The sequence below is a fragment of the Pleomorphomonas diazotrophica genome, assembly GCF_002844595.1.
Classification (GTDB): Bacteria; Pseudomonadota; Alphaproteobacteria; order Rhizobiales; family Pleomorphomonadaceae; genus Pleomorphomonas; species Pleomorphomonas diazotrophica.
This window is the reverse complement of sequence record NZ_PJNW01000009.1, coordinates 48,398-66,821: the sequence shown is the minus strand read 5'-3', so window position 1 is coordinate 66,821 and position 18,424 is coordinate 48,398. Positions and strand designations below refer to the sequence as shown.

Here is an 18,424-nt window from a genome sequence, read left to right as displayed (position 1 = left end):
CTTCGCAAGGCGCAGCTCAATCATCGAACCGCTGCCGGTCGGGGCGGCCGGCAACGGTCCATTTGCTGAGAGATCCGGAGTTGGAGGTGGCCTTCATTCAGACGGCGACCGCCAACTCGGGAGGGAAGCCGCCGCGACTGAATGGCTGCTCCGGGGTATCCCTGCCGGCGAGGTGGCGCGCGGCCGCCCGCTCGGCCTCGGCGACCGAGCCGAAAAGCTCGCCGTCGAGATCCCAGACGTCATACTTGACGGCAACAAAACGCACCTGATCGCCCGCGGGGGCGGCAACGGCAACGGCCTTTCCGGCCACTTCGATAACGATTGGCTTGGACATAATATGCTCTCCTGGCCTTGCGCCTGGGGCGAGACCATCATCCTGTCGACTACGTTTTTCGTGAAAGGTGTCAGTTGCTTAGCAAAGACACATTCGCCATTGGCGTTTCGAGCCAAGATGATTGGGAAGGATCGTCGAACGGCATACATTCGTCCGCGCGATCCGCGTGTGCGAAATGTTTGTCATTTTTGACCTCCTTTCCAAGAACGAGAGAGCATTTCTCTCTGGGGCAACCGATAGTGATCAACAACGACCGAAATATGACGCCGTCCGATTCGGCTTTTGTCGTATTCTGGCGAGGTTGCGATCCCATCGCACCTGTCCTGCATTCAACCTGCCACAAGTGGGTGCGGCACTCCAGGAACGAAATATCAAAGTCGGGCACATTCGCGTGAACTGATTCCGCGGAAGCCCTAGGCCGTCTTCGCGAGATCTCCCTAGGCCGACCCAGCGTCATCTCCTCTCCAGCGATGATAGCGGCGCAACACCCAAACTTCGGCACGTCGCCTGATCCGGCGGGCGAGCGGTGAATCCACAGAGAGGATGGCAAGGCCGACCGGAAGCATCCAGAAGCCGACGATGGGTAGAAAGCCGACAAGCCCCAAGGCAATAAAGCCAAAGCCCATGCCGATGCGGAGAGGACGGTTTCTCGGCAGCCTCAACGTCCGCCCCCAGAGCCTCACCCTCGACATGAACAGCCTTTCCTCATCGTCGTGCCGCCGGCGGAAAACCGGCCCCGGACAGATAGGAAAGTGCCGTTGGCATTTCAAAGGCCGTCGCTCCGGACGTGCGGGAAAACACTGGCCCGGCGAATAAAAAAGTCTTTCCGTGCCATACTGTTAGCTCTCGCAATGCCACCTCATTCGGCCTTTTCGCACTGTCGTCGCATTTTCCTTGCCGAAGGGGCTTTGCAAACCGGAACAGCTTTGTTATACGCACCGCCACCGAAGCTGTTCCGCGATAGCTCAGTTGGTAGAGCAGGTGACTGTTAATCACCGGGTCGTAGGTTCGAGTCCTACTCGCGGAGCCATCGGTTTCCCAGGAAAATCAATGGATTGACAACAGGCTCTGCGCATATGATGCGCCGCTCGTGCCCGTTTGACGCTTTGCGAAGAACGTGGCTTGGCGCTCCGCTAGAAAGCTGGCCTTACGTCGGTTTGCCGAAAGTCGTTGCCGACGTAAAGTAGCGGGCACCCATACTCGTTCGCCACTTCGTAGGCGAAGCAATCGCCAAAATTCAGGCCAGCCGAGTGGAGGCCCTTTCCCCATTTCTCATATGCCTCGGCGACACGACGTGCCGACGCGGCCGTCACGCTGACAATCTCGAACCCAAGCCCGTCGATCAACCGGGACATTTCCTCGCCGACATTGCGCCGGCCGCTGACAATCAGCGCCTCTGCCAACGTGCCCGCGGAAATGAGGAGACGGTCTTCGACCTCAAGCGCTGCCGCGCAGGTGTCCGCTTCCGGCTCGCCCAACAGAATCGCCATCAGCGCAGACGTATCGACCGCGATCATCGGGGAAGACCGTTCTCATCGTAGAGAAAATCCTGGCTGCGCGCGGCGACTGGGCCAGCAGTCGCCTTGGTTGCGGCGGAGGCACGGACCGCATCAAGCAGCGCCTTGCGAGATTTCGCGCCGGCTACTGGCCTGACGGGAACCAACTGCACGGCGGGTCGGCCATGTCGGGTCAGAATGATCTCGTCCCCCTGCTCGGCACGCCGCATCAACTCCGTCAGTTGCCCCTTGGCTTCCGTAACCGATATCCGCATGACGATGCACCCTTTCAAGCCTGCCTAGACTCCGAAATTAGACCATCATATGGTCCATTTCAATCAGGGAGGGGTGGAAGCCAAATCGGATCAGGTTCACGACGGAAGCGAGAAGAAGCTGTCGATGGCGAGCGCGGCGGCGCCGCGTGCCCAGGCGTCGTCATTCCAGAACTCGACGAAGATCTCGGTGTTGCGCTGGAAGTTCTTGTCCTTGAGCGTAGCGACCAACGGGTCGAGCAGTGCCGGGCCGAACAGCACGCCTTCGCCGCCGATCACCATGGTTTCCGGATCGAACAGGCTGGCAAAAGTCGCCGCCGCCGCGCCGAGCCGACGGCCGGCGGTATCGAGGATCTCGCGCGCCACCGGATCGCCCTCCCCCGCCAAAACGGCAAGGCCCGCGGGATCGATCGACCGGCTGGACGGCCTGATGATGCGGTAGGCGTTCAGGATGGCCGGCAGGGAGGTCACCGCCTCCAGGCAGCCGAGCCGGCCGCACTCGCAGCGCGGGCCGTCCTCGACCACGGCGAGATGGCCGATCTCGCCGGCACCGCCGTAACGGCCGCGCAGGAGCTGGCCGTCGACGATCATCGCCGCACCGATGCCGCGACCGAAGGAAAACACGGCGAGAGACGACGCCTGCCGTCCAGCCCCGAACAGGTGCTCGGCAAGCGCGAAGGCGTTGACGTCATTGTCGACCCATACGGGCGCGCCGGCGAGTTCGGCGATCAGCGCGGCGATCGGCACATCCTTCCAGCCGAACCGGTCGCAGCGCAGGCAGATGCCACGCTCGGCGTCGTGCTGGCCGGGCATGGCAAGGCCGATGCCGATCAGGCGTCGCTTGTCCTGTCCGGAGCGACCGAGCAGCTGTTCGAGCGCGTCGGCGGTTGCCCTCGCCACCGCGTCTGGCGAGCGCGCGTCGACCTCTGCCGTCAGCGTGTCGACGACGTTGGTGCCGAGATCGGTGAGCGTTGCCCTGAGGCTGTGTTCCATCAGCTTGACGCCCAGCGACACGTGGCCGGCGTAGTTGAGGTCGAGCCGCGTCATCCGCCGCCGGCCGCCGTCGGCCACCGCGTCGCGCTCGGTGATGACCTGCTGTTCCAGGAGTTCGGACGACACATAGGAGATCGCTGCCGGACTGAGGCCGGTCGCCGCCGCGATGTCCGAACGCGCCGTAGGTCCATGCCGCCGCAAATGATTGAGGAGCAACAATCGGTTGAGAGTACGCGACGTGCTCTGATTTCCCTTCAGGGAGGGCATGGGGACGCTTCCGTTACGAAGAGCAGGCTCGCTCGGTTCGTTTCATTTATAGAAATGAAAACCTGACCATTTCAACAGCCCGGAGGTTTCCTGATGGCATCAACATCGGTTCCTCAGCTCTATCAACAGGCTGGATGGCCGCAGAAACAGGGAAGATTCGCCCTCACTTCCAAGAGACGGCTGGTTCCGGTGAATAAATTTCGGTGTGCAAAATTATCCGCCTTGACTCACTCTGCATTTCATTTAATTAATTGAAATGTACCCAGTCATCAACGGCGGTTGTCAGAATGCCTCGTTCCACTCGCGCGCAGTTTCCCGGGGATTTCAGATGGGGCGTGTCCACATCCGCCTTGCAGATCGAGGGCGCGTCGGACATCGACGGTCGCCGTGCGTCGGTCTGGGACAGCTTTGCCGCCGAACCCGGGCGCATCCGGAATGGCGACAGGCCGACGCTCGCCTGCGACCACTATCATCATCTCGAAGAAGACCTCGATCTCATCAAGGCGCTCGGCGTCGGAGCCTATCGCTTCTCGGTGTCCTGGCCGCGCATTCTGCCGACCGGAACCGGCGCTGTGAACGAGGCCGGCCTCGTCTTCTATGATCGCCTCGTCGACGGCCTTCTCGAACGCGGCGTCGAGCCCTGGCTGACGCTTTACCACTGGGACCTGCCGCAGCCACTCGAGGATGCCGGCGGCTGGCCACGCCGCGAGACTGCCCTGGCCTTCGCCGATTTTGCCGATGTGGTGTCCCGCCGTCTCGGCGACCGGGTCAAGCGCTGGATCACCCATAACGAGCCCTGGTGCAGCACCATCAAAGGCTATTACGAGGGCGAGTTCGCCCCCGGCAAACGCGATCTTGCCGCGGCCATGCAGGCCACCCACCACGTTCTCCTGTCGCATGGCCTGGCGCTGCCGGTGCTCCGCGCCAATGTCGCCGCCGCCCAATGCGGCATCGCGCTCAGCCTGCACCCGATCCACACCGCATCGGACTCCGAGGCCGATCACTTGGCTGCCATCCGTCATGACGGTCTCAGAAACCGCTGGTTCCTCGATCCGTTGCATGGTCGCGGCTACCCGGAGGACGTGCTGCGCGAGCTCGGCACCGCCGCGCCCGATATCGTCGAGGGAGATCTCGCGACCATCGCCGGCAAGACCGACTTCCTCGGCATCAACTACTATTTCCGCGAGATCGTCGCCAACGATCCCAAGGGCGGGCCAATGCGGTCCCGCGTCGTCGAGCCGGACGCAACCGACGTCACCGGCTTCGGCTGGGAAGTCTATCCCGAGGGACTGACCGAGCTGCTCCTGCGCGTCAAACGCGACTATCAGCCGGTGCCCATCGCCATCACCGAGAATGGCGCCACCTATCCCGACGAGGTCAGCGCGGATGGCGCGATCCACGACGAGCGTCGGGCCGTCTACATCCACCGGCACATCGACGCACTGAAAGCCGCGATGGACGGCGGCGTCGACCTCACCGGCTATTTCGTCTGGAGCCTGCTCGACAACTTTGAATGGGCGGAAGGCTATTCCAAGCGCTTCGGCCTGGTTCACGTCGATTTCCCCACCCAGAAGCGGACCATGAAGGACAGCGGTCGCTGGTTCACCGATTTTCTGAAGGGGTGACCGGAGACGGAAGTCACGGCGTTTTCGTTCCATCGGGCTGCGTTTTGGCGGCCGATATCAATGAGTGTTTTGGAGGGGTCCGAAGGGAGTGTCGGGCCGCGATGAAGGAGGAGAGAAATGCTTACCAAGCTTGGAGTGCTGGGCTCGGCGATGGCCTTCGCCCTGACGACGACCACGCCGGTGTTCGCCGGAACCGCCGAAGTGATCCATTGGTGGACCACCGGCGGTGAGGCAGCGGCGCTGAAGATCCTGGTCGAAGCCTATGAGAAGACCGGCAACACCTGGAAGGACAATCCGGTGGCCGGCGGCGAAGCGGCCCGCATGGTGGCGCGCACCCGGATCCTCGGCGGTGATCCGCCGACGTCCATGCAGTGGCAGGTGGGCGCCCCGCTGATGGCGCTGGCCGAGGAAGGCCAGCTCAACGACATCGACGCGGCGGCCAAGGACTGGGACAAGCTCCTGCCCAAGGTGATCGCCGACAACGCCAAGTTCGAGGGCAAGTATGTCACGGCGCCGATGAGCATCCATGGCCACAACTGGCTGTGGGGCAACCAGGCGGTGCTCGACGATGTCGGCATTGCCATGCCGAAGACCTGGGACGAGCTGATCGCTTCGGCCGACAAGATCCGCGCCAAGGGTTATATCCCGCTGGCTCTCGGCGGCCAGTCCTGGCAGGAAATCTTCGTCTTCGAGAGCATCCTGATCGACGTCGGCGGCCGCGATTTCCTGACCAAGGTCACCTACGACCTCGACGACGCCGCGCTGCGCAGCCCGGAGATGTTGAAGGCCTTCCAGACCTTCGCCAAGGTGCGCGACCTCGTCGACCCCGGCAGCCCGAGCCGTGACTGGAACATCACCGGCGGCATGCTGATCAGCGGCAAGGCGGCCTACATGATCATGGGCGACTGGCTGAAGGGCGAGTTCGTGGCCGCGAACAAGGTTCCGGGCAAGGACATTGCCTGCGAGGTGTTCCCGGCCGGCGGCAAGACGCTGGTGTTCGGCACCGACGCCTTCGCCATGACCGCCGTCAAGGACCCGGCGGCGCGCGAGGCCCAACTGGCGCTGGCCACGACCATCATGGACCCAGTGGTGCAGAAGGAGTTCAGCCTGCGCAAGGGCTCGATCCCGCCGCGTCTCGACGTCGACAAGACCGGCTTCGACGCCTGCGCCCAGATCGCCATGGGCGAGGCGGCGGAAGGTCACCTGTTCCTGGTGCCCGACAACGTGACCGACGCCACCGGCATCGGCGCGCTGGTCGACCAGATGACCACCTTCCTGCACAGCAACATGACGCCTGAGGAAGGCATGACCGCCATGGCCGACGCCGTGGCGGCAACCCGCTGACAGCATCGACAAGACGGGCCGGCGGATCTCCGCCGGCCCGCCTCCGATCCGCGAAGCGAAGGCCCCGATCATGCGCAGATTTCTCCAGCGGCACGTGTCGCAGATCGCCCTGTCGCCGTCCCTGGCGCTGATCGCGATCTTTCTCTATGGCTTCATCGCCTATACGGCCGCTGTCTCCACCACCAACAGCAAGGCCTTCCCGCGCTTCGACAATTTCGTCGGGCTGGAACAATACTGGCGTCTGTTCCATACGCCGCGCTGGCATGTCGCCTTCACCAACATGTTCCTGTTCGGCGGGCTGTTCCTGCTCGTCACCATTTCGCTCGGCCTCGTGATCGCCATCCTGATCGACCAGCGCATCCGGGCCGAAAGCTTCTTTCGGTCGATCGTCATGTATCCGATGGCGATGTCCTTCGTGGTGACCGGCATCATCTGGCAGTGGCTGCTCAACCCGACCTTGGGCATCGAGGTGATGGTGCATCAGCTCGGGTTCACGAGCTTCCGCCTCGACTGGCTGACCAACCCGGACACCGTCATCTGGGCGCTGGTAGTGGCCGCCTTCTGGCAGGGCTGCGGCCTCGTCATGGCGCTGTTCCTCGCCGGCCTGCGCGGCATCGATGAGGACATCTGGAAAGCGGCGGCGGTCGACGGCATTCCGGCCTGGCGGGTCTACGTCTTCATCGTCATCCCGATGCTGGCGCCGGTGTTCCTCACCGTCGTCGTGCTCTTGTCGCTGTCGATCGTCCGGGCCTTCGACCTCGTGGTGGCGCTGACCAACGGCGGCCCCGGCGTATCGTCCGATCTGCCGTCGGTGTTCATGTTCGACATGGCCTTCCGCCGCACCAATCTCGGCCTGTCGGCCGCCTCGGCCGTGGTGATGCTCTGCACCGTGCTGGCGATCCTGATCCCCTATCTCTACGCTGAAACGAGGGAGCGCGCCTGATGTCGGCCCCGACAGACGCAATGCCCCGGCCCGCCCGGTCCGGCTGGCTGACATCCCGGCGCAGTAAAGCCATCCTGAAACGGACGGTGCTTTACCTTCTGCTTGCCCTCGTCGCCTTCTTCTTCGCCGGGCCGCTCTACATCCTGCTCAGCACGTCCTTCAAGACGATGCCGGAGATCCAGTCGGGCGGGTTGATGTCGCTCCCGCACGAGCCGACGGCCCAGGCCTGGGTGACCGCTTGGGGCGAAGCCTGCATCGGCATCACCTGCGGCGGCCTCAAGGGCTATTTCGGCAACTCGATGGTGATGACCATCCCTGCCGTTCTGATCTCGGTGATGATCGGCGCCATCAACGGCTATGCGCTGGCCAAATGGCCGTTTCCGGGCGCCCGCTTCGTGTTCGCCGCGCTGGTCGCCGGCAACTTCGTGCCGTTCCAGGTGGTGCTGGCGCCGGTCGCCGTGACGCTCCGCACGCTCGGCCTGTTCGGCTCGGTGGAGGGCCTTGTCCTGATCCACGTGATCTACGGCATCCCCATCACCACCATGCTGTTCCGCAACTTCTTCCTGTCGGTGCCCAACGACCTGATCAAGGCGGCGCGCATCGACGGCGCCGGCTTCTTCTGGATCTTCTTCCGCATCGTCTTGCCGCTGTCGCCCTCGGTGATCGTGGTGGCGCTGATCCTGCAGTTCACCGGCATCTGGAACGACTTCCTGTTCGCCGTCTCCTTCTCCAACCCGTCGAGCGCGCCGATGACGGTGGCCCTCAACAACCTCGTCAACTCCAACTTCGGGGTGAAGGAATACAACGTCCACATGGCCGCGACGGTGATCGCCGCCGCCCCCACCCTCATCCTCTACATCCTGCTCGGCCGCTACTTCCTGCGTGGCATGACCGCCGGGGCCGTCAAGGGTTGACCGTCATGATCGACATCCGGATTTCCAACTGCAACAAGAACTACGGTTCGCTGAGGGTGCTGAAGGACATCAACCTCGAAATCGAGCGCGGCGAGTTCATCGTGCTCCTGGGGCCGTCGGGCTGCGGCAAGTCCACCCTGCTGCACATCGTCGCGGGCCTTGATCGGTTGAGCTCGGGAGCGATCGAGATCGGCGGCCGGGACGTCACCGACGTCGAGCCCAAGGACCGCGATATCGCCATGGTGTTTCAGTCCTACGCGCTCTATCCGACCATGAGCGTGCGCAGCAACATGGAGTTCGGCCTCAGGATGCGCGGCAAGCCGATGGCCGAGATCCGGCCGCTGGTCGAGGAGAAGGCGCGCATGCTGCACATCGACCACCTGCTGGACCGGCGGCCGAGCCAGCTGTCCGGCGGCCAGCGGCAGCGCGTCGCCATCGGCCGGGCCCTGGTGCGCGATCCCAAGGTGTTTCTCTTCGACGAGCCGCTCTCCAATCTCGACGCCAAGCTGCGCGCCAGCATGCGCACCGAGATCAAGAAGCTGCACCAGTCGCTGGGCACGACGGCGATCTACGTCACCCACGACCAGCTCGAGGCGATGACGCTTGCAACGCGCATGGTGGTGATGAAGGCCGGCGAGATCCAGCAGGTCGGCAAGCCGGAGGAAGTCTATCATCGGCCGGTCAACCTGTTCGTCGCCGACTTCCTCGGCAATCCCGGCATGAACTTCATGAAGGGACATCTCCGTGTCGACGGCAATCGCGTATCGGCCGATGTCGGTGCCGCGACGATACCGCTCGATGGTTATGCCTTCGAGACAGCGCCCGCCAATGGACAGGCGGTGGTGGTCGGCCTGCGCCCCGAGTCCATCCAGCCGGTGACCGGCAGCGAAGCCTTTGTTCTGACGCTCAAGCCGACGCTGATCGAGCACACCGGCTCGGACAATCTCGTGGTGCTGGCAATGGGCGGAGAGGAGATCGTCGGCAAGTTCCCCACGGACATGCTGCCCAAGCTCGGAGAGCCCGTCACCGTCGGCTTCGATCTCGGTCGCTTGTCGGTATTCGACGCCCAAACCGAGCGGCGCATCTAGAGCATGTTGGCGAACTCTGGTTCGCCAACATGCTCTAATCTTTTGTTTTCACGCAACTCCGGACGGAAAACCGGTTCCCACTTTTGCTGGAGTTGCTTTAGCCGCGGTCAGCTTGGCCGCTTCGCCTGCAGGCCGGAAATCATGATGTCGATGATGGCGGCGGCCGCAGCCTCCTCGTTGTCACGCCCGCCGCTGAACTGGACCATGCCGGCGAGCGCCCGCAGCAGATCGATCGGCTCGGTATCGATGCCGATGTCACCGGCGGCGACGGCGTTGCCCACCAGACGGTCGATCGTCTGCTTGGTGGCGGCGCCGGACGCGGCATAGAGCGATGACTTGCCGTCGGCAAGCGAATCCAAGAGTTCCATCATGCCGTTCTTGATGGACATGTAGCGGAAGAAGAGGCGCATCCATTCTCTCAGCGCCTCGACCGGTGACCGGCTGGCGGCAAGCTCCGAGGCCGCCCGGACCAACTGTTCGCTTTCGTTGCGATAGACCGCCTCGATCAAGGCGTCGCGCGTCGGGAAATGCCGGTAGAGCGTGCCGATGCCGACCCCCGCCCTTCTCGCCACTTCCTCAAGGCTGGTAGCCCCTCCCCTTTCGGCGAACACCGCCTTGGCGGCGTCGATCAGCCTGAAACGGTTGCGCTCGGCGTCGGCGCGTGGCTTGCGGGTTGGCTTTTCGGCGCTGTCGATCACGTCCGCGTGAACCTCTTGATAAACGGAGGGTGCCTCCGTATTTAAAAACGGAGATGCCCTCCTCTTTTATATCAGAACTGGCTGACGAGCAATGGTTCGCCCGGTTTTGCGGGGTGATCTCGGCACATGGAGACAGATATGACCGCAAAATTCGGAGCAACCTCCACCACCGACGATGTGCTCGCCGGGGTCGATCTTTCCGGCAAGCGTATTCTCATCACCGGCGTGTCCGCCGGCCTCGGCGTCGAGACCGCGCGCGCACTGGTGGCTCACGGCGCCTCGGTGGTCGGGGCGGCACGCGACCTCAAGAAGGCCGAGGCAGCAACGGCGCCGGTGCGCGCCGCCATCACGCAAGGCAAAGGCAACTTCGAGCTGATCGAACTCGACCTCGCCTCGTTCGCCAGCATTCGCGCAGCCACCGACAAGCTCATTGCCGATAACAGGGCGTTCGATGTCGTCATCGCCAACGCCGGCGTCATGGCCGCACCGTTCGGCCACACCGCCGACGGCTTCGAGACGCAGTTCGGCACCAACCACCTCGGCCACTTCCTGTTCGTCAACCGCATCGCCGGGCTGATCGCGCCGGGCGGCCGGCTCGTCAACGTCGCTTCCTCCGGCCATCGCTTCGCCGACGTCGACCTCGACGATCCGAACTTCGAGCGCACGCCCTACGATCCGTGGGTCGCTTACGGTCGCTCGAAGACCTCCAACATCCTGTTCGCGGTGGAATTCGATCGCCGTCACAGGGCGCGCGGCGTGCGCGCCACCGCGCTGCATCCGGGCGGCATCAACACCGAGCTCGGTCGACATATCGGCCTCGACACGCTGAAGGCGATGATCGAGCGCATCAACGCCGACCTCGCCGCCGAGGGCAAGCCGCCCTACAAGTGGAAGACCATTCCGCAAGGCGCCGCCACATCGGTCTGGGCGGGCATTGTCGCCGATGCCGAGGAAATCGGTGGTCGCTATTGCGAGAACTGCCATGTTTCAGAGGTTACCGACGGCCTGATCAACCCAGTTGCCGAGGGCGTCCGCTCCTACGCGCTTGACCCCGATCGCGCCAAGGCGCTGTGGAGCAAAAGCGAGGAACTGGTCGGCGAGCGTTTTTGATCCATCTTCCGGCCGGGCACACGCCCGGCCGGCACTCAGTACCTTATAACTTTTCCAAACTTATCAAGTATTTACGTTCACGCAGCATTCATCTGGCCGTCATGTTTGCTTCATGCCCCCTGCCTACCAAGGGCCGCGCGCTTTTCGACGCGATCCAATTTCCAAGGGGCAGATTCATGCACACTCTTCTTCTGGCGCTCGCCGCCAGTACCGCTCTGATCGGCACGGCCGGTGCGGCCACCGTCTTTCCGCTCGACCGGGCGACCATCCTTGCCGGCTCTCCCTTTGACTTCAAGGTCGAGTTCGACGGCTCGGTGAAGGCCGAGGACGTCAAGATCGCCGTCAACGGCGCCGACTACAAGGCGGCGCTCGGCGGCGACGTGGAGTTCATCGCCTCCGAGAAGGGCAAGGACGACGCTGCCCTCGGTTCGGCCGTGCTGCTGCGCGGCGTGAAGATCGACAAGGCCGGCGCCTACACGGTGGAAGTCTCGGCGGGCGACGAGAAGAAGTCGGTCACCTGGGACGTCTACGCCACGCCCGAGGCCCCCAAGGCCAAGAACATCATCTTCCTGCTCGGCGACGGCCTCTCCGTCGCCCATCGCACCGCCGCCCGCCTGATGGCCAAGGGCATGACCGAGGGCAAGGCCAACGGCCGCCTCGCCATGGACGACCTCGACCACATGGCCTTCATCGGCACTTCGGCCACCAACGCCATCAACACCGACTCGGCCAACACCATGTCGGCCTACATGACCGGCCACAAGACGGCGATCAACGCCCTCGGCGTCTACGCCGACCGCACGCCGCCGACGCAGGACGATCCGCGGGTGGAGACCATCGCCGAAGCGCTGCGCCGCACCACCAAGAAGTCGATCGGCCTCGTGGTGACGTCGGAAGTCGAAGACGCCACCCCTGCCGCGGTGGTCGCCCATACCCGCAAGCGCGACGACAAGGCCGACATCGTCGGCATGCTCTACGACGTCAAGCCGGAAGTGGTGCTGGGCGGCGGCTCGGCCTACTTCCTGTCGAAGGACGTGCCGGGCTCCAAGCGCAAGGACGACAAGGACTATATCAAGCTGTTCCAGGAGGCCGGCTACAAGCTCGCCACCGACAAGGCCGAACTTGCCACGGCTGCCGGCTCGGACAAGCTGCTCGGCCTGTTCCACACCGGCAACATGGACTATGCCCTCGATCGCATGCAGCTCAAGAAGGGCAGCGTCGAGAAGTTCCCGAATCAGCCGGGTCTGGTCGAGATGACCAAGGTCGCCCTCGACAACCTCTCCAAGAATCCCGAGGGCTTCTTCCTGATGGTCGAGGCCTCCTGCATCGACAAGGCCAGCCATCCGCTCGACATGGAGCGCGCCGTGTTCGACACCATCGAGTTCGACCAGACGGTTGCGCTGGCCCGCGAGTTCCAGGCCAAGAATCCCGACACGCTGATCGTCGTCACCGGCGACCATACCCACGGCGTGTCGATCGTCGGTATCATCGACGACACCATCGGCAAGGAAGGTCGCGAGAAGTTCCAGGTCGGTTCCAACGCCGGCTTCCCGACCTATACGGACGAGAACAAGGACGGCTACCCCGACAAGATCGACGCCGGCCGTCGCCTTGCCATGTTCGTCTCGAACTACCCGGACCACTACGAGACCTTCAACCCGAAGCTCGACGGGCCGTTCGAGCCGGCGGTGAAGAACGAGAAGGGCGAGTATGTCGCCAACGACAAGTACAAGGATGTTCCGGGCGCCATCTTCGTCGAAGGTAACCTGCCGAAGGACGAGTCGACCGGCACCCACACCGTTGACGACGTCGTGCTGCAGGCCGCCGGCCCCGGCGCCGACGAGTTCAAGGGCTACATGGAAGAAAGCGACGTCTACAAGGTGCTCGCCGACACGCTCGCCCTCGGCGTGAAGCAGTAAGCCCCCACCTGATCATCGCGGGCCGGGCGGTCGACGGCCGTCCGGCCCGCAGTTTTTGTGCACGCGGAGATCTTCATGGCGCAGATAGCGGCGGTCAGTCGCCGGACCTTCCTCGCCGGGCTCGCTGCCCTCTCGTGTGTCGGTGCCGCCGAGGCGGGCGATAGGCTGACCCTCGACGAGCTCTACGGCAAGGTCAGCGTGCTCGGCCTCGCCTTTTCCGACAAGGTGAAGGCGCTCGACGGCAAGACGGTGTCGATGCGGGGTTTCATGGCGCCGCCGCTCAAGGCAGAAGCGACGTTCTTCGTGCTGACCGAAATCCCGATGGCGCTCTGCCCCTTCTGTTCCTCGGACGCCGACTGGCCGAGCAACATCGTGGTCGTCTACATCGACGAGAAGACCACTTTCGTGCCGCCATCCAGGCTGATCGAGGTGACTGGCATGCTGGAGGTCGGCTCCTGGACCGATCCCGAGACCGGCTTCGTCAGCCTTCTGCGCCTTGTCCACTCCTCCTTCGAGACAGTGTGAGCCATGCTGCCGCTTGCCCTTTCGGGTGTCTCCATCTCCTTCCCAGGCCTCGCCCAGCCGGTGCTCTCCATCGATGAGCTGGCAATTCCGGCCGGCGGCCGGCTTGCCGTCACCGGTGCATCCGGTTCGGGCAAGAGCACCTTCGTCAACCTCGTCTCGGGCCTTGAGCGGCCGGACAGCGGCGCGATCCGTTGGCGCGACACCGACATCACCACACTGTCGGAAAGCCGTCGCGACCGCTGGCGCGCCGCGAACGTCGGCCTGGTCATGCAGGAGTTTCACCTGTTTCCCGGTCTCGCCGCCATCGACAACGTACTGCTGCCGGCCCGGCTCGCCCGCGCCGTCACGGCGGAGGTCAAGGCCCGCGCCCACGAGCTTCTTGCCCGCGTCGGCCTGACGCGGCCCAGCCAACCGGTCGAAACCATGTCGCGCGGCGAGATGCAGCGTGTCGCGGTGGCGCGCGCCCTCTTGCGCCGACCCGGCGTGATCATCGCCGACGAACCCACCGCCAGCCTCGACGCGGAAGCCGGCGCCGAAGTCGGCCGACTGCTCATCGAACTCGCCGACCAGGAAGGCGCCACGCTGATCGTCATCAGCCACGACGAGCGGCTGACCGAGCGGCTCGACCGGCGCATCCGCCTCGCCACCGGTCAGGTCGTCGCCGATACCGCCGAGGAGGTTTCGCCGTGATCCGCTTCGTCTTTGCCGATCTGCGTCGCCTCTGGGCCGCTTCGCTGGTGATCGTGCTGCTGGTGGCGCTCGCCACTGCGCTCGGTGTCGCCGTGACGTTGCAGGAGCGCGCGCTGCGCCTTGGTTCGGCACGTGCTGCCGACAAGTTCGATCTCATCATCGGTGCGCCGGGCTCGGAAACACAGCTCGTTCTGTCGTCCGTCTTCCTCCAGCCAGCGGCGTTGCCGCTGATGCCCGGCGAGGTGCTGACCAAGCTCGTCGCCGACCCGCGCGTCGCCTGGGCGGCACCGATCGGCTTCGGCGACAACTTCAAGGGTTACCCGATCGTCGGTACCACCACGGCGCTGATCTCAGGCACCACGACCGGGTTCATCGCGGGCGAGATGTTCGCCCATGAGGGCGAGGCGGTTGTCGGCTCGGGCGTCGACCTTCCGATCGGCGCCGAAGTGAACCCGATGCACGGCACGGCCGGCGAAGGCGGCGAGACGCATGCGGACAGCGCCTATCACGTGGTCGGCAAGCTTCAGCCGACAGGCACGGCCTGGGACCGGGCCATCCTCGTGCCCATCCAGGCGGTCTGGCATGTCCATGGTCTCGGTGAGGAGCAACACGAAGGCGAGGAGCATGAGGACGAGGCTGGCGAGGACCACCACGACCACGGCCATATCGACGCCGACGCGCCGCTCGACGAGCGCTTCGACCACGACGTGCCCGGCCTGCCGGCCGTGTTGGTGAAGCCAAAGACCATCGCCGATGCCTATGCGCTGCGGCAAGCCTATCGCACCGAGGACGGAACGCGCGCCGTCTTCCCGGCCGAGGTGCTGACCGGGCTCTACGCGACGCTGGGCGATGCGCGGGCCGTGCTGATGTATATCGCCTACGGCGCACAGGCGCTTGTGGCCGCAGCCCTGATGCTGATCGTCGTCATTCATATCGCCCAGCGGCGAAAGCAGATCGGCGCTCTCAGAGCTTTCGGCGCGCCTCGTCTCGCCGTGTTCGGCATCGTCTGGCTGGAGCTGTTGCTCCTCGTGGCAGTCGGTGTCGGCGCAGGCTTCGGCCTGGGCTATGGCGCGGCGAGCGTCCTCGCCGGGCTGTTCACCGCCCAAAGCGGCGTGCGCCTGTCGGTGGAGTTCACGTCCGCCGATGCCATGCTGGCGGTAGCGTTTCTCGCCATCGCGGCGTTGATGGCGGCCCTGCCGGCCGCCCTCGCCTATCGCCAGTCGCCGGTGGAAGCGCTCAGGGGGTGAAGACGACACGGCGGCCGTCATCCGGTGCAGCCCAAGCCTGCTCGACGACCCACAGCGGCACCTGCCGGACGGGAATGGTCAACCCGACCGGCACCGCCTCGCGCAGAAGGTCTCTCGCGGCCACCATCATCCGGTCGAGGGGGACCGAGCCGACGCCGCTGCCCATCAGCTCGATGGCCGAAGCGCGCAACACGGCGCTCGGCAGGGTGATGGTCTCGCCGCTCATCGATCCCACTTCGACGAAGCGGAGCGGCGCAGCGTCGCGGCCGGCCTTGGCGGCGGCGATCAGCAGTCGCTCGGCGCTCATGCCCCAGAGATAGTCGACCACCACGTCGACGCCCTCGGCAAAGACCGCCATGAAGCGGCGCTCCAGTGCGTCGGCTTCGCCTTCCAGAACAATGGCCTCGTCAGCCCCGACCTCGGCGAGCACCGCGGCGTTGCGACCGGTGGCGATCACCCTTGCCGCGCCGAGGTGCCGCGCGATCTTGACCGCCAGGCGTCCGGAGGCGCCGGTCGCGCCGTTGACCAGCACCGTCTCGCCCGGCTTCAACTTGGCCCGTTCGGTCAGCGCCGCCCAGGACGACATGCCGGGGTTGGCGATCGCCGCGGCCATCGTGGCGTCGAGGCCGTCGGGCAGGTCGATGCAGCGGTCGGCCCGCACCAGGGTCTGCTCGGCCAGCGCGCCGTGCGGTGCCTCGGGCATGGCGAAGTAGACCTGGCGGCCATCGTCAGCAAGGCCGACGCCGTCGATGCCGGGGACGAAGGGAAAGTCCCCCGACGAGCTGTAATGGCGCCCAGTTGCACGGGCGCGGGTCACGTGGCTGAGCGCGGCGGCAACGACCGTCACCCGGATCAGGTCGTCGGTCGGCTGCGGTTCGGCAAAGTCACCGTAGACGGGCGCGACCCCAGGGGCTCGGACGATGGCGGCCTTCATGTCGGTATTCCTTCCGTCCTTCAGTTATGTGTATAATGCGCATATATCCAATCCGGCGAAGGCGGTCAAGAAAAGAGTGCAAAATACACTTAATTCAGAAAAGATGCGCCAGTTGCATGTCGCCCTGCTCGACATCATCGGCGTCATGAACCGGCCGCAGCGCGACGACGCGCTGATCAGCGAAGCCGGCATTCCACTCGATCGGGCGCTGTTTCCGCTATTGGTCGGCATCGAGCGCTTCGGGCCGATCGGCGTCGTCGATCTCGCCGAGCGATCCGGCCGCGACTACACCACCGTGAGCCGGCAGGTGGCCAAGCTTGAAAGCCTCGGTCTGGTGATGCGGCAGCCCAGCGCCACCGACCGGCGGGTCCACGAGGCGGTGGTGACGGAGAAAGGCAAGGCCACAACCGATCTGCTCGACGCGGCGCGCGAGCGCATCGGCCGGGAGGCGCTCCGGAACTGGACACGCGAAGAGTTCGACGACCTCGTGCGGCTGATGCGCAAGTTCGCCGACACCATCATGGAAGAGATTCCTGGTGCCGATCCGAAATCATGATGGGTTCAGCAAACCCACCACCCTCTATCGACTTCGAGGAACAGACCGGCCCGCCAACGGTGATCAGCAGGCGGTGACGTTGACCGCGAGGCCGCCGAGCGAGGTTTCCTTGTATTTCGACTGCATGTCGAGGCCGGTCTGGCGCATGGTCTCGAGGGCGGCGTCGAGGCTCACGACGTGACGGCCGTCGCCGGCCAGCGCCAATGAGGCGGCGTTGATGGCCTTGATGGCCCCGAAGGCGTTGCGCTCGATGCAGGGGATCTGCACGAGACCGCCAACCGGATCGCAGGTCATGCCGAGGTGATGCTCGATGGCGATCTCGGCGGCATTCTCCACCTGAGCCGGTGTGCCGCCAAGCGCAGCGCAGAGGCCGGCCGCCGCCATGGCCGCCGCCGACCCCACCTCGCCCTGGCAGCCGACTTCGGCGCCGGAGATCGATGCGTTGCGCTTGATGAGGCCGCCGATGGCCGCGGCCGTCAGCAGGAAGCGGCGCAGATCGTCTGGCTCGCCGCCACAGAAATCACGATAGTAACGGAGCACGGCCGGCACCACGCCGGCAGCGCCGTTGGTCGGAGCGGTGACGATGCGGCCGCCGGCGGCATTCTCCTCGTTGACGGCGATGGCAAAGCAGGAGACGTAGTCCATCACCACCATCGGCGAACGGTCGTTGCCGGCTTCGCGCGCCTGGATGCGCTCATAAAGCTGGCGCGCCCGCCGGCGCACGCCGAGGCCGCCCGTGAGTTCGCCATCGCGCGCGAGCCCGCGGTCAATGCAGGCGAACATGGCCTCGGCGATGCGATCGACAGCGGAAAGGCAATCCTCGTCCGGCTTGCGCGCCCGCTCGTTATCCAGAGCGATATCGGCGATGGAACGACCGGTGGCCGCTGACAGCGCCAGCAGTTCCGCGGCGGTGCCGTAGCGCCAAGGCAGCGGCGTCTTGCCGGCGTCTCCCTCCGACTCGCCCTCGCGCACCACGAAACCACCGCCAACCGAATACCAGACTTCCGACAGGAGCTCGGCACCGGACGCGTCATGGGCGACAAACCGCATGGCGTTGGGATGGCGCTCGAAGGTCGCCACACAGTCGAAGACAATGTCGCGATCGGGGTCGAAGCCAATCTGCCGGCCGCCGGCAAGGGTCAGGCACCGTGCCGCGACGATGTCGGCCAGCCTGTCGTCAGCGAGATCGGGATCGATGTCGTCGGGGCGAAAACCGGCGAGGCCGAGGATCAGAGCCTTGTCGGTGGCGTGCCCCTTGCCCGTCCAGGCGAGCGAACCAAAGGCGGTAGCGGTGATGCGGGCAACCTCGGACAGTCTCGGCTGCAAATCCTGCATGAAGACAAACGCCGCCCGCATCGGCCCGACGGTATGCGATGACGACGGGCCGATGCCGATCTTGAACAACTCGCCGAAGGCCGCCGGCGGGCGATCATCGGCTGCGACCGGCAGAATGTCGGATGGCGAGAGCA

The 18,424-nt window shown here is 64.8% G+C and carries 19 protein-coding genes and 1 tRNA gene; 12 read left to right on the top strand and 8 right to left on the bottom strand.

Going from position 1 to position 18,424, the window contains the following annotated elements:
* Positions 1-97: 97 nt before the first annotated feature.
* Positions 98-334, bottom strand: a complete 237-nt coding sequence (locus CXZ10_RS11850; protein ID WP_180335969.1) for a hypothetical protein — start codon at positions 332-334, stop codon at positions 98-100.
* 437 nt (positions 335-771) lie between these two features.
* Complete coding sequence (locus tag CXZ10_RS11845; RefSeq protein WP_101289516.1) at positions 772-1,026, bottom strand: hypothetical protein; 255 nt, start codon at positions 1,024-1,026, stop codon at positions 772-774.
* Between the two features lie 262 nt (positions 1,027-1,288).
* On the opposite strand from CXZ10_RS11845, the gene CXZ10_RS11840 reads away from it, so the two are divergent.
* Positions 1,289-1,364 (top strand) — tRNA-Asn (locus tag CXZ10_RS11840).
* Positions 1,365-1,467: 103 nt separating this feature from the next.
* On the opposite strand, the gene CXZ10_RS11835 is transcribed toward CXZ10_RS11840, so the two are convergent.
* The 3 genes from CXZ10_RS11835 to CXZ10_RS11825 form a co-directional block, all read right to left on the bottom strand.
* Positions 1,468-1,851 (bottom strand): type II toxin-antitoxin system VapC family toxin, encoded by a 384-nt coding sequence (locus CXZ10_RS11835; RefSeq protein WP_101289514.1) that lies wholly within the window; start codon positions 1,849-1,851, stop codon positions 1,468-1,470.
* Positions 1,848-2,105: a type II toxin-antitoxin system Phd/YefM family antitoxin gene (locus tag CXZ10_RS11830; protein ID WP_101289512.1), complete on the bottom strand. Its 258-nt coding sequence runs from the start codon at positions 2,103-2,105 to the stop codon at positions 1,848-1,850. Before CXZ10_RS11830 ends, CXZ10_RS11835 begins: the two co-directional genes overlap by 4 nt.
* A gap of 96 nt (positions 2,106-2,201) precedes the next feature.
* The gene (locus tag CXZ10_RS11825) at positions 2,202-3,362 is read right to left on the bottom strand and encodes an ROK family protein (protein ID WP_101289510.1); all 1,161 of its coding nucleotides are present in this window, start codon (positions 3,360-3,362) and stop codon (positions 2,202-2,204) included.
* A gap of 287 nt (positions 3,363-3,649) precedes the next feature.
* Between CXZ10_RS11825 and CXZ10_RS11820 the strand changes: the two genes are divergently transcribed.
* The 5 genes from CXZ10_RS11820 (at position 3,650) to CXZ10_RS11800 (ending at position 9,276) form a co-directional block, all read left to right on the top strand.
* The gene (locus CXZ10_RS11820; protein WP_101289508.1) at positions 3,650-4,987 is read left to right on the top strand and encodes a GH1 family beta-glucosidase; all 1,338 of its coding nucleotides are present in this window, start codon (positions 3,650-3,652) and stop codon (positions 4,985-4,987) included.
* Positions 4,988-5,104: 117 nt separating this feature from the next.
* The gene (locus CXZ10_RS11815) at positions 5,105-6,331 is read left to right on the top strand and encodes an ABC transporter substrate-binding protein (protein ID WP_101289506.1); all 1,227 of its coding nucleotides are present in this window, start codon (positions 5,105-5,107) and stop codon (positions 6,329-6,331) included.
* A 70-nt stretch (positions 6,332-6,401) separates the two neighbouring features.
* Positions 6,402-7,274, top strand: coding sequence for a carbohydrate ABC transporter permease (locus CXZ10_RS11810; protein ID WP_101289505.1), 873 nt, complete (start codon positions 6,402-6,404; stop codon positions 7,272-7,274).
* A complete protein-coding gene (locus tag CXZ10_RS11805) occupies positions 7,274-8,188 on the top strand; it encodes a carbohydrate ABC transporter permease (protein ID WP_101289503.1) in 915 nt (304 codons plus the stop codon). The genes CXZ10_RS11810 and CXZ10_RS11805 overlap by 1 nt, the downstream gene beginning before the upstream one ends.
* A 5-nt stretch (positions 8,189-8,193) precedes the next feature.
* Positions 8,194-9,276, top strand: coding sequence for an ABC transporter ATP-binding protein (locus CXZ10_RS11800; protein WP_180335968.1), 1,083 nt, complete (start codon positions 8,194-8,196; stop codon positions 9,274-9,276).
* Between the two features lie 107 nt (positions 9,277-9,383).
* Here the strand turns inward: CXZ10_RS11800 and CXZ10_RS11795 are convergent, their stop codons facing one another.
* Positions 9,384-9,974, bottom strand: a complete 591-nt coding sequence (locus CXZ10_RS11795; RefSeq protein WP_101289499.1) for a TetR/AcrR family transcriptional regulator — start codon at positions 9,972-9,974, stop codon at positions 9,384-9,386.
* Positions 9,975-10,112: 138 nt separating this feature from the next.
* Between CXZ10_RS11795 and CXZ10_RS11790 the strand changes: the two genes are divergently transcribed.
* The 5 genes from CXZ10_RS11790 to CXZ10_RS11770 all read left to right on the top strand — a co-directional run bounded on the left by CXZ10_RS11790 (position 10,113) and on the right by CXZ10_RS11770 (position 15,465).
* Entirely contained in the window at positions 10,113-11,084 is a 972-nt protein-coding gene (locus tag CXZ10_RS11790) for an SDR family NAD(P)-dependent oxidoreductase (protein ID WP_101289497.1), read from the top strand.
* A gap of 176 nt (positions 11,085-11,260) precedes the next feature.
* Entirely contained in the window at positions 11,261-13,003 is a 1,743-nt protein-coding gene (locus CXZ10_RS11785; RefSeq protein ID WP_101289496.1) for an alkaline phosphatase, read from the top strand.
* Positions 13,004-13,078: 75 nt separating this feature from the next.
* Positions 13,079-13,528 (top strand): hypothetical protein, encoded by a 450-nt coding sequence (locus CXZ10_RS11780; protein ID WP_101289494.1) that lies wholly within the window; start codon positions 13,079-13,081, stop codon positions 13,526-13,528.
* A gap of 3 nt (positions 13,529-13,531) precedes the next feature.
* A complete protein-coding gene (locus CXZ10_RS11775; protein ID WP_101289492.1) occupies positions 13,532-14,218 on the top strand; it encodes an ABC transporter ATP-binding protein in 687 nt (228 codons plus the stop codon).
* Positions 14,215-15,465 (top strand): FtsX-like permease family protein, encoded by a 1,251-nt coding sequence (locus CXZ10_RS11770; protein WP_101289490.1) that lies wholly within the window; start codon positions 14,215-14,217, stop codon positions 15,463-15,465. Before CXZ10_RS11775 ends, CXZ10_RS11770 begins: the two co-directional genes overlap by 4 nt.
* Here the strand turns inward: CXZ10_RS11770 and CXZ10_RS11765 are convergent.
* Entirely contained in the window at positions 15,455-16,399 is a 945-nt protein-coding gene (locus CXZ10_RS11765; protein ID WP_101289488.1) for a quinone oxidoreductase family protein, read from the bottom strand. The genes CXZ10_RS11770 and CXZ10_RS11765 overlap by 11 nt on opposite strands.
* 103 nt (positions 16,400-16,502) lie before the next feature.
* Here CXZ10_RS11765 and CXZ10_RS11760 point away from each other — a divergent pair, with 103 nt between their 5' ends.
* Positions 16,503-16,955: a MarR family winged helix-turn-helix transcriptional regulator gene (locus CXZ10_RS11760; RefSeq protein WP_244617144.1), complete on the top strand. Its 453-nt coding sequence runs from the start codon at positions 16,503-16,505 to the stop codon at positions 16,953-16,955.
* Positions 16,956-17,018: 63 nt separating this feature from the next.
* Here the strand turns inward: CXZ10_RS11760 and CXZ10_RS11755 are convergent, their stop codons facing one another.
* Positions 17,019-18,404 carry an L-serine ammonia-lyase gene (locus CXZ10_RS11755; RefSeq protein ID WP_244617155.1) on the bottom strand — a complete coding sequence of 462 codons (1,386 nt, stop codon included), beginning with the start codon at positions 18,402-18,404 and terminating at the stop codon, positions 17,019-17,021.
* Between the last annotated feature and the right edge of the window lie 20 nt (positions 18,405-18,424).

Bases quoted from the DNA above. Each gene is read 5' to 3' on its own strand.
- CXZ10_RS11850 (WP_180335969.1), bottom strand. From the start codon at position 334: ATGTCCAAGCCAATCGTTATCGAAGTGGCCGGAAAGGCCGTTGCCGTT.
- CXZ10_RS11845 (WP_101289516.1), bottom strand. From the start codon at position 1,026: ATGTCGAGGGTGAGGCTCTGGGGGCGGACGTTGAGGCTGCCGAGAAAC.
- CXZ10_RS11835 (WP_101289514.1), bottom strand. From the start codon at position 1,851: ATGATCGCGGTCGATACGTCTGCGCTGATGGCGATTCTGTTGGGCGAG.
- CXZ10_RS11830 (WP_101289512.1), bottom strand. From the start codon at position 2,105: ATGCGGATATCGGTTACGGAAGCCAAGGGGCAACTGACGGAGTTGATG.
- CXZ10_RS11825 (WP_101289510.1), bottom strand. From the start codon at position 3,362: ATGCCCTCCCTGAAGGGAAATCAGAGCACGTCGCGTACTCTCAACCGA.
- CXZ10_RS11820 (WP_101289508.1), top strand. From the start codon at position 3,650: ATGCCTCGTTCCACTCGCGCGCAGTTTCCCGGGGATTTCAGATGGGGC.
- CXZ10_RS11815 (WP_101289506.1), top strand. From the start codon at position 5,105: ATGCTTACCAAGCTTGGAGTGCTGGGCTCGGCGATGGCCTTCGCCCTG.
- CXZ10_RS11810 (WP_101289505.1), top strand. From the start codon at position 6,402: ATGCGCAGATTTCTCCAGCGGCACGTGTCGCAGATCGCCCTGTCGCCG.
- CXZ10_RS11805 (WP_101289503.1), top strand. From the start codon at position 7,274: ATGTCGGCCCCGACAGACGCAATGCCCCGGCCCGCCCGGTCCGGCTGG.
- CXZ10_RS11800 (WP_180335968.1), top strand. From the start codon at position 8,194: ATGATCGACATCCGGATTTCCAACTGCAACAAGAACTACGGTTCGCTG.
- CXZ10_RS11790 (WP_101289497.1), top strand. From the start codon at position 10,113: ATGACCGCAAAATTCGGAGCAACCTCCACCACCGACGATGTGCTCGCC.
- CXZ10_RS11785 (WP_101289496.1), top strand. From the start codon at position 11,261: ATGCACACTCTTCTTCTGGCGCTCGCCGCCAGTACCGCTCTGATCGGC.
- CXZ10_RS11780 (WP_101289494.1), top strand. From the start codon at position 13,079: ATGGCGCAGATAGCGGCGGTCAGTCGCCGGACCTTCCTCGCCGGGCTC.
- CXZ10_RS11775 (WP_101289492.1), top strand. From the start codon at position 13,532: ATGCTGCCGCTTGCCCTTTCGGGTGTCTCCATCTCCTTCCCAGGCCTC.
- CXZ10_RS11765 (WP_101289488.1), bottom strand. From the start codon at position 16,399: ATGAAGGCCGCCATCGTCCGAGCCCCTGGGGTCGCGCCCGTCTACGGT.
- CXZ10_RS11760 (WP_244617144.1), top strand. From the start codon at position 16,503: ATGCGCCAGTTGCATGTCGCCCTGCTCGACATCATCGGCGTCATGAAC.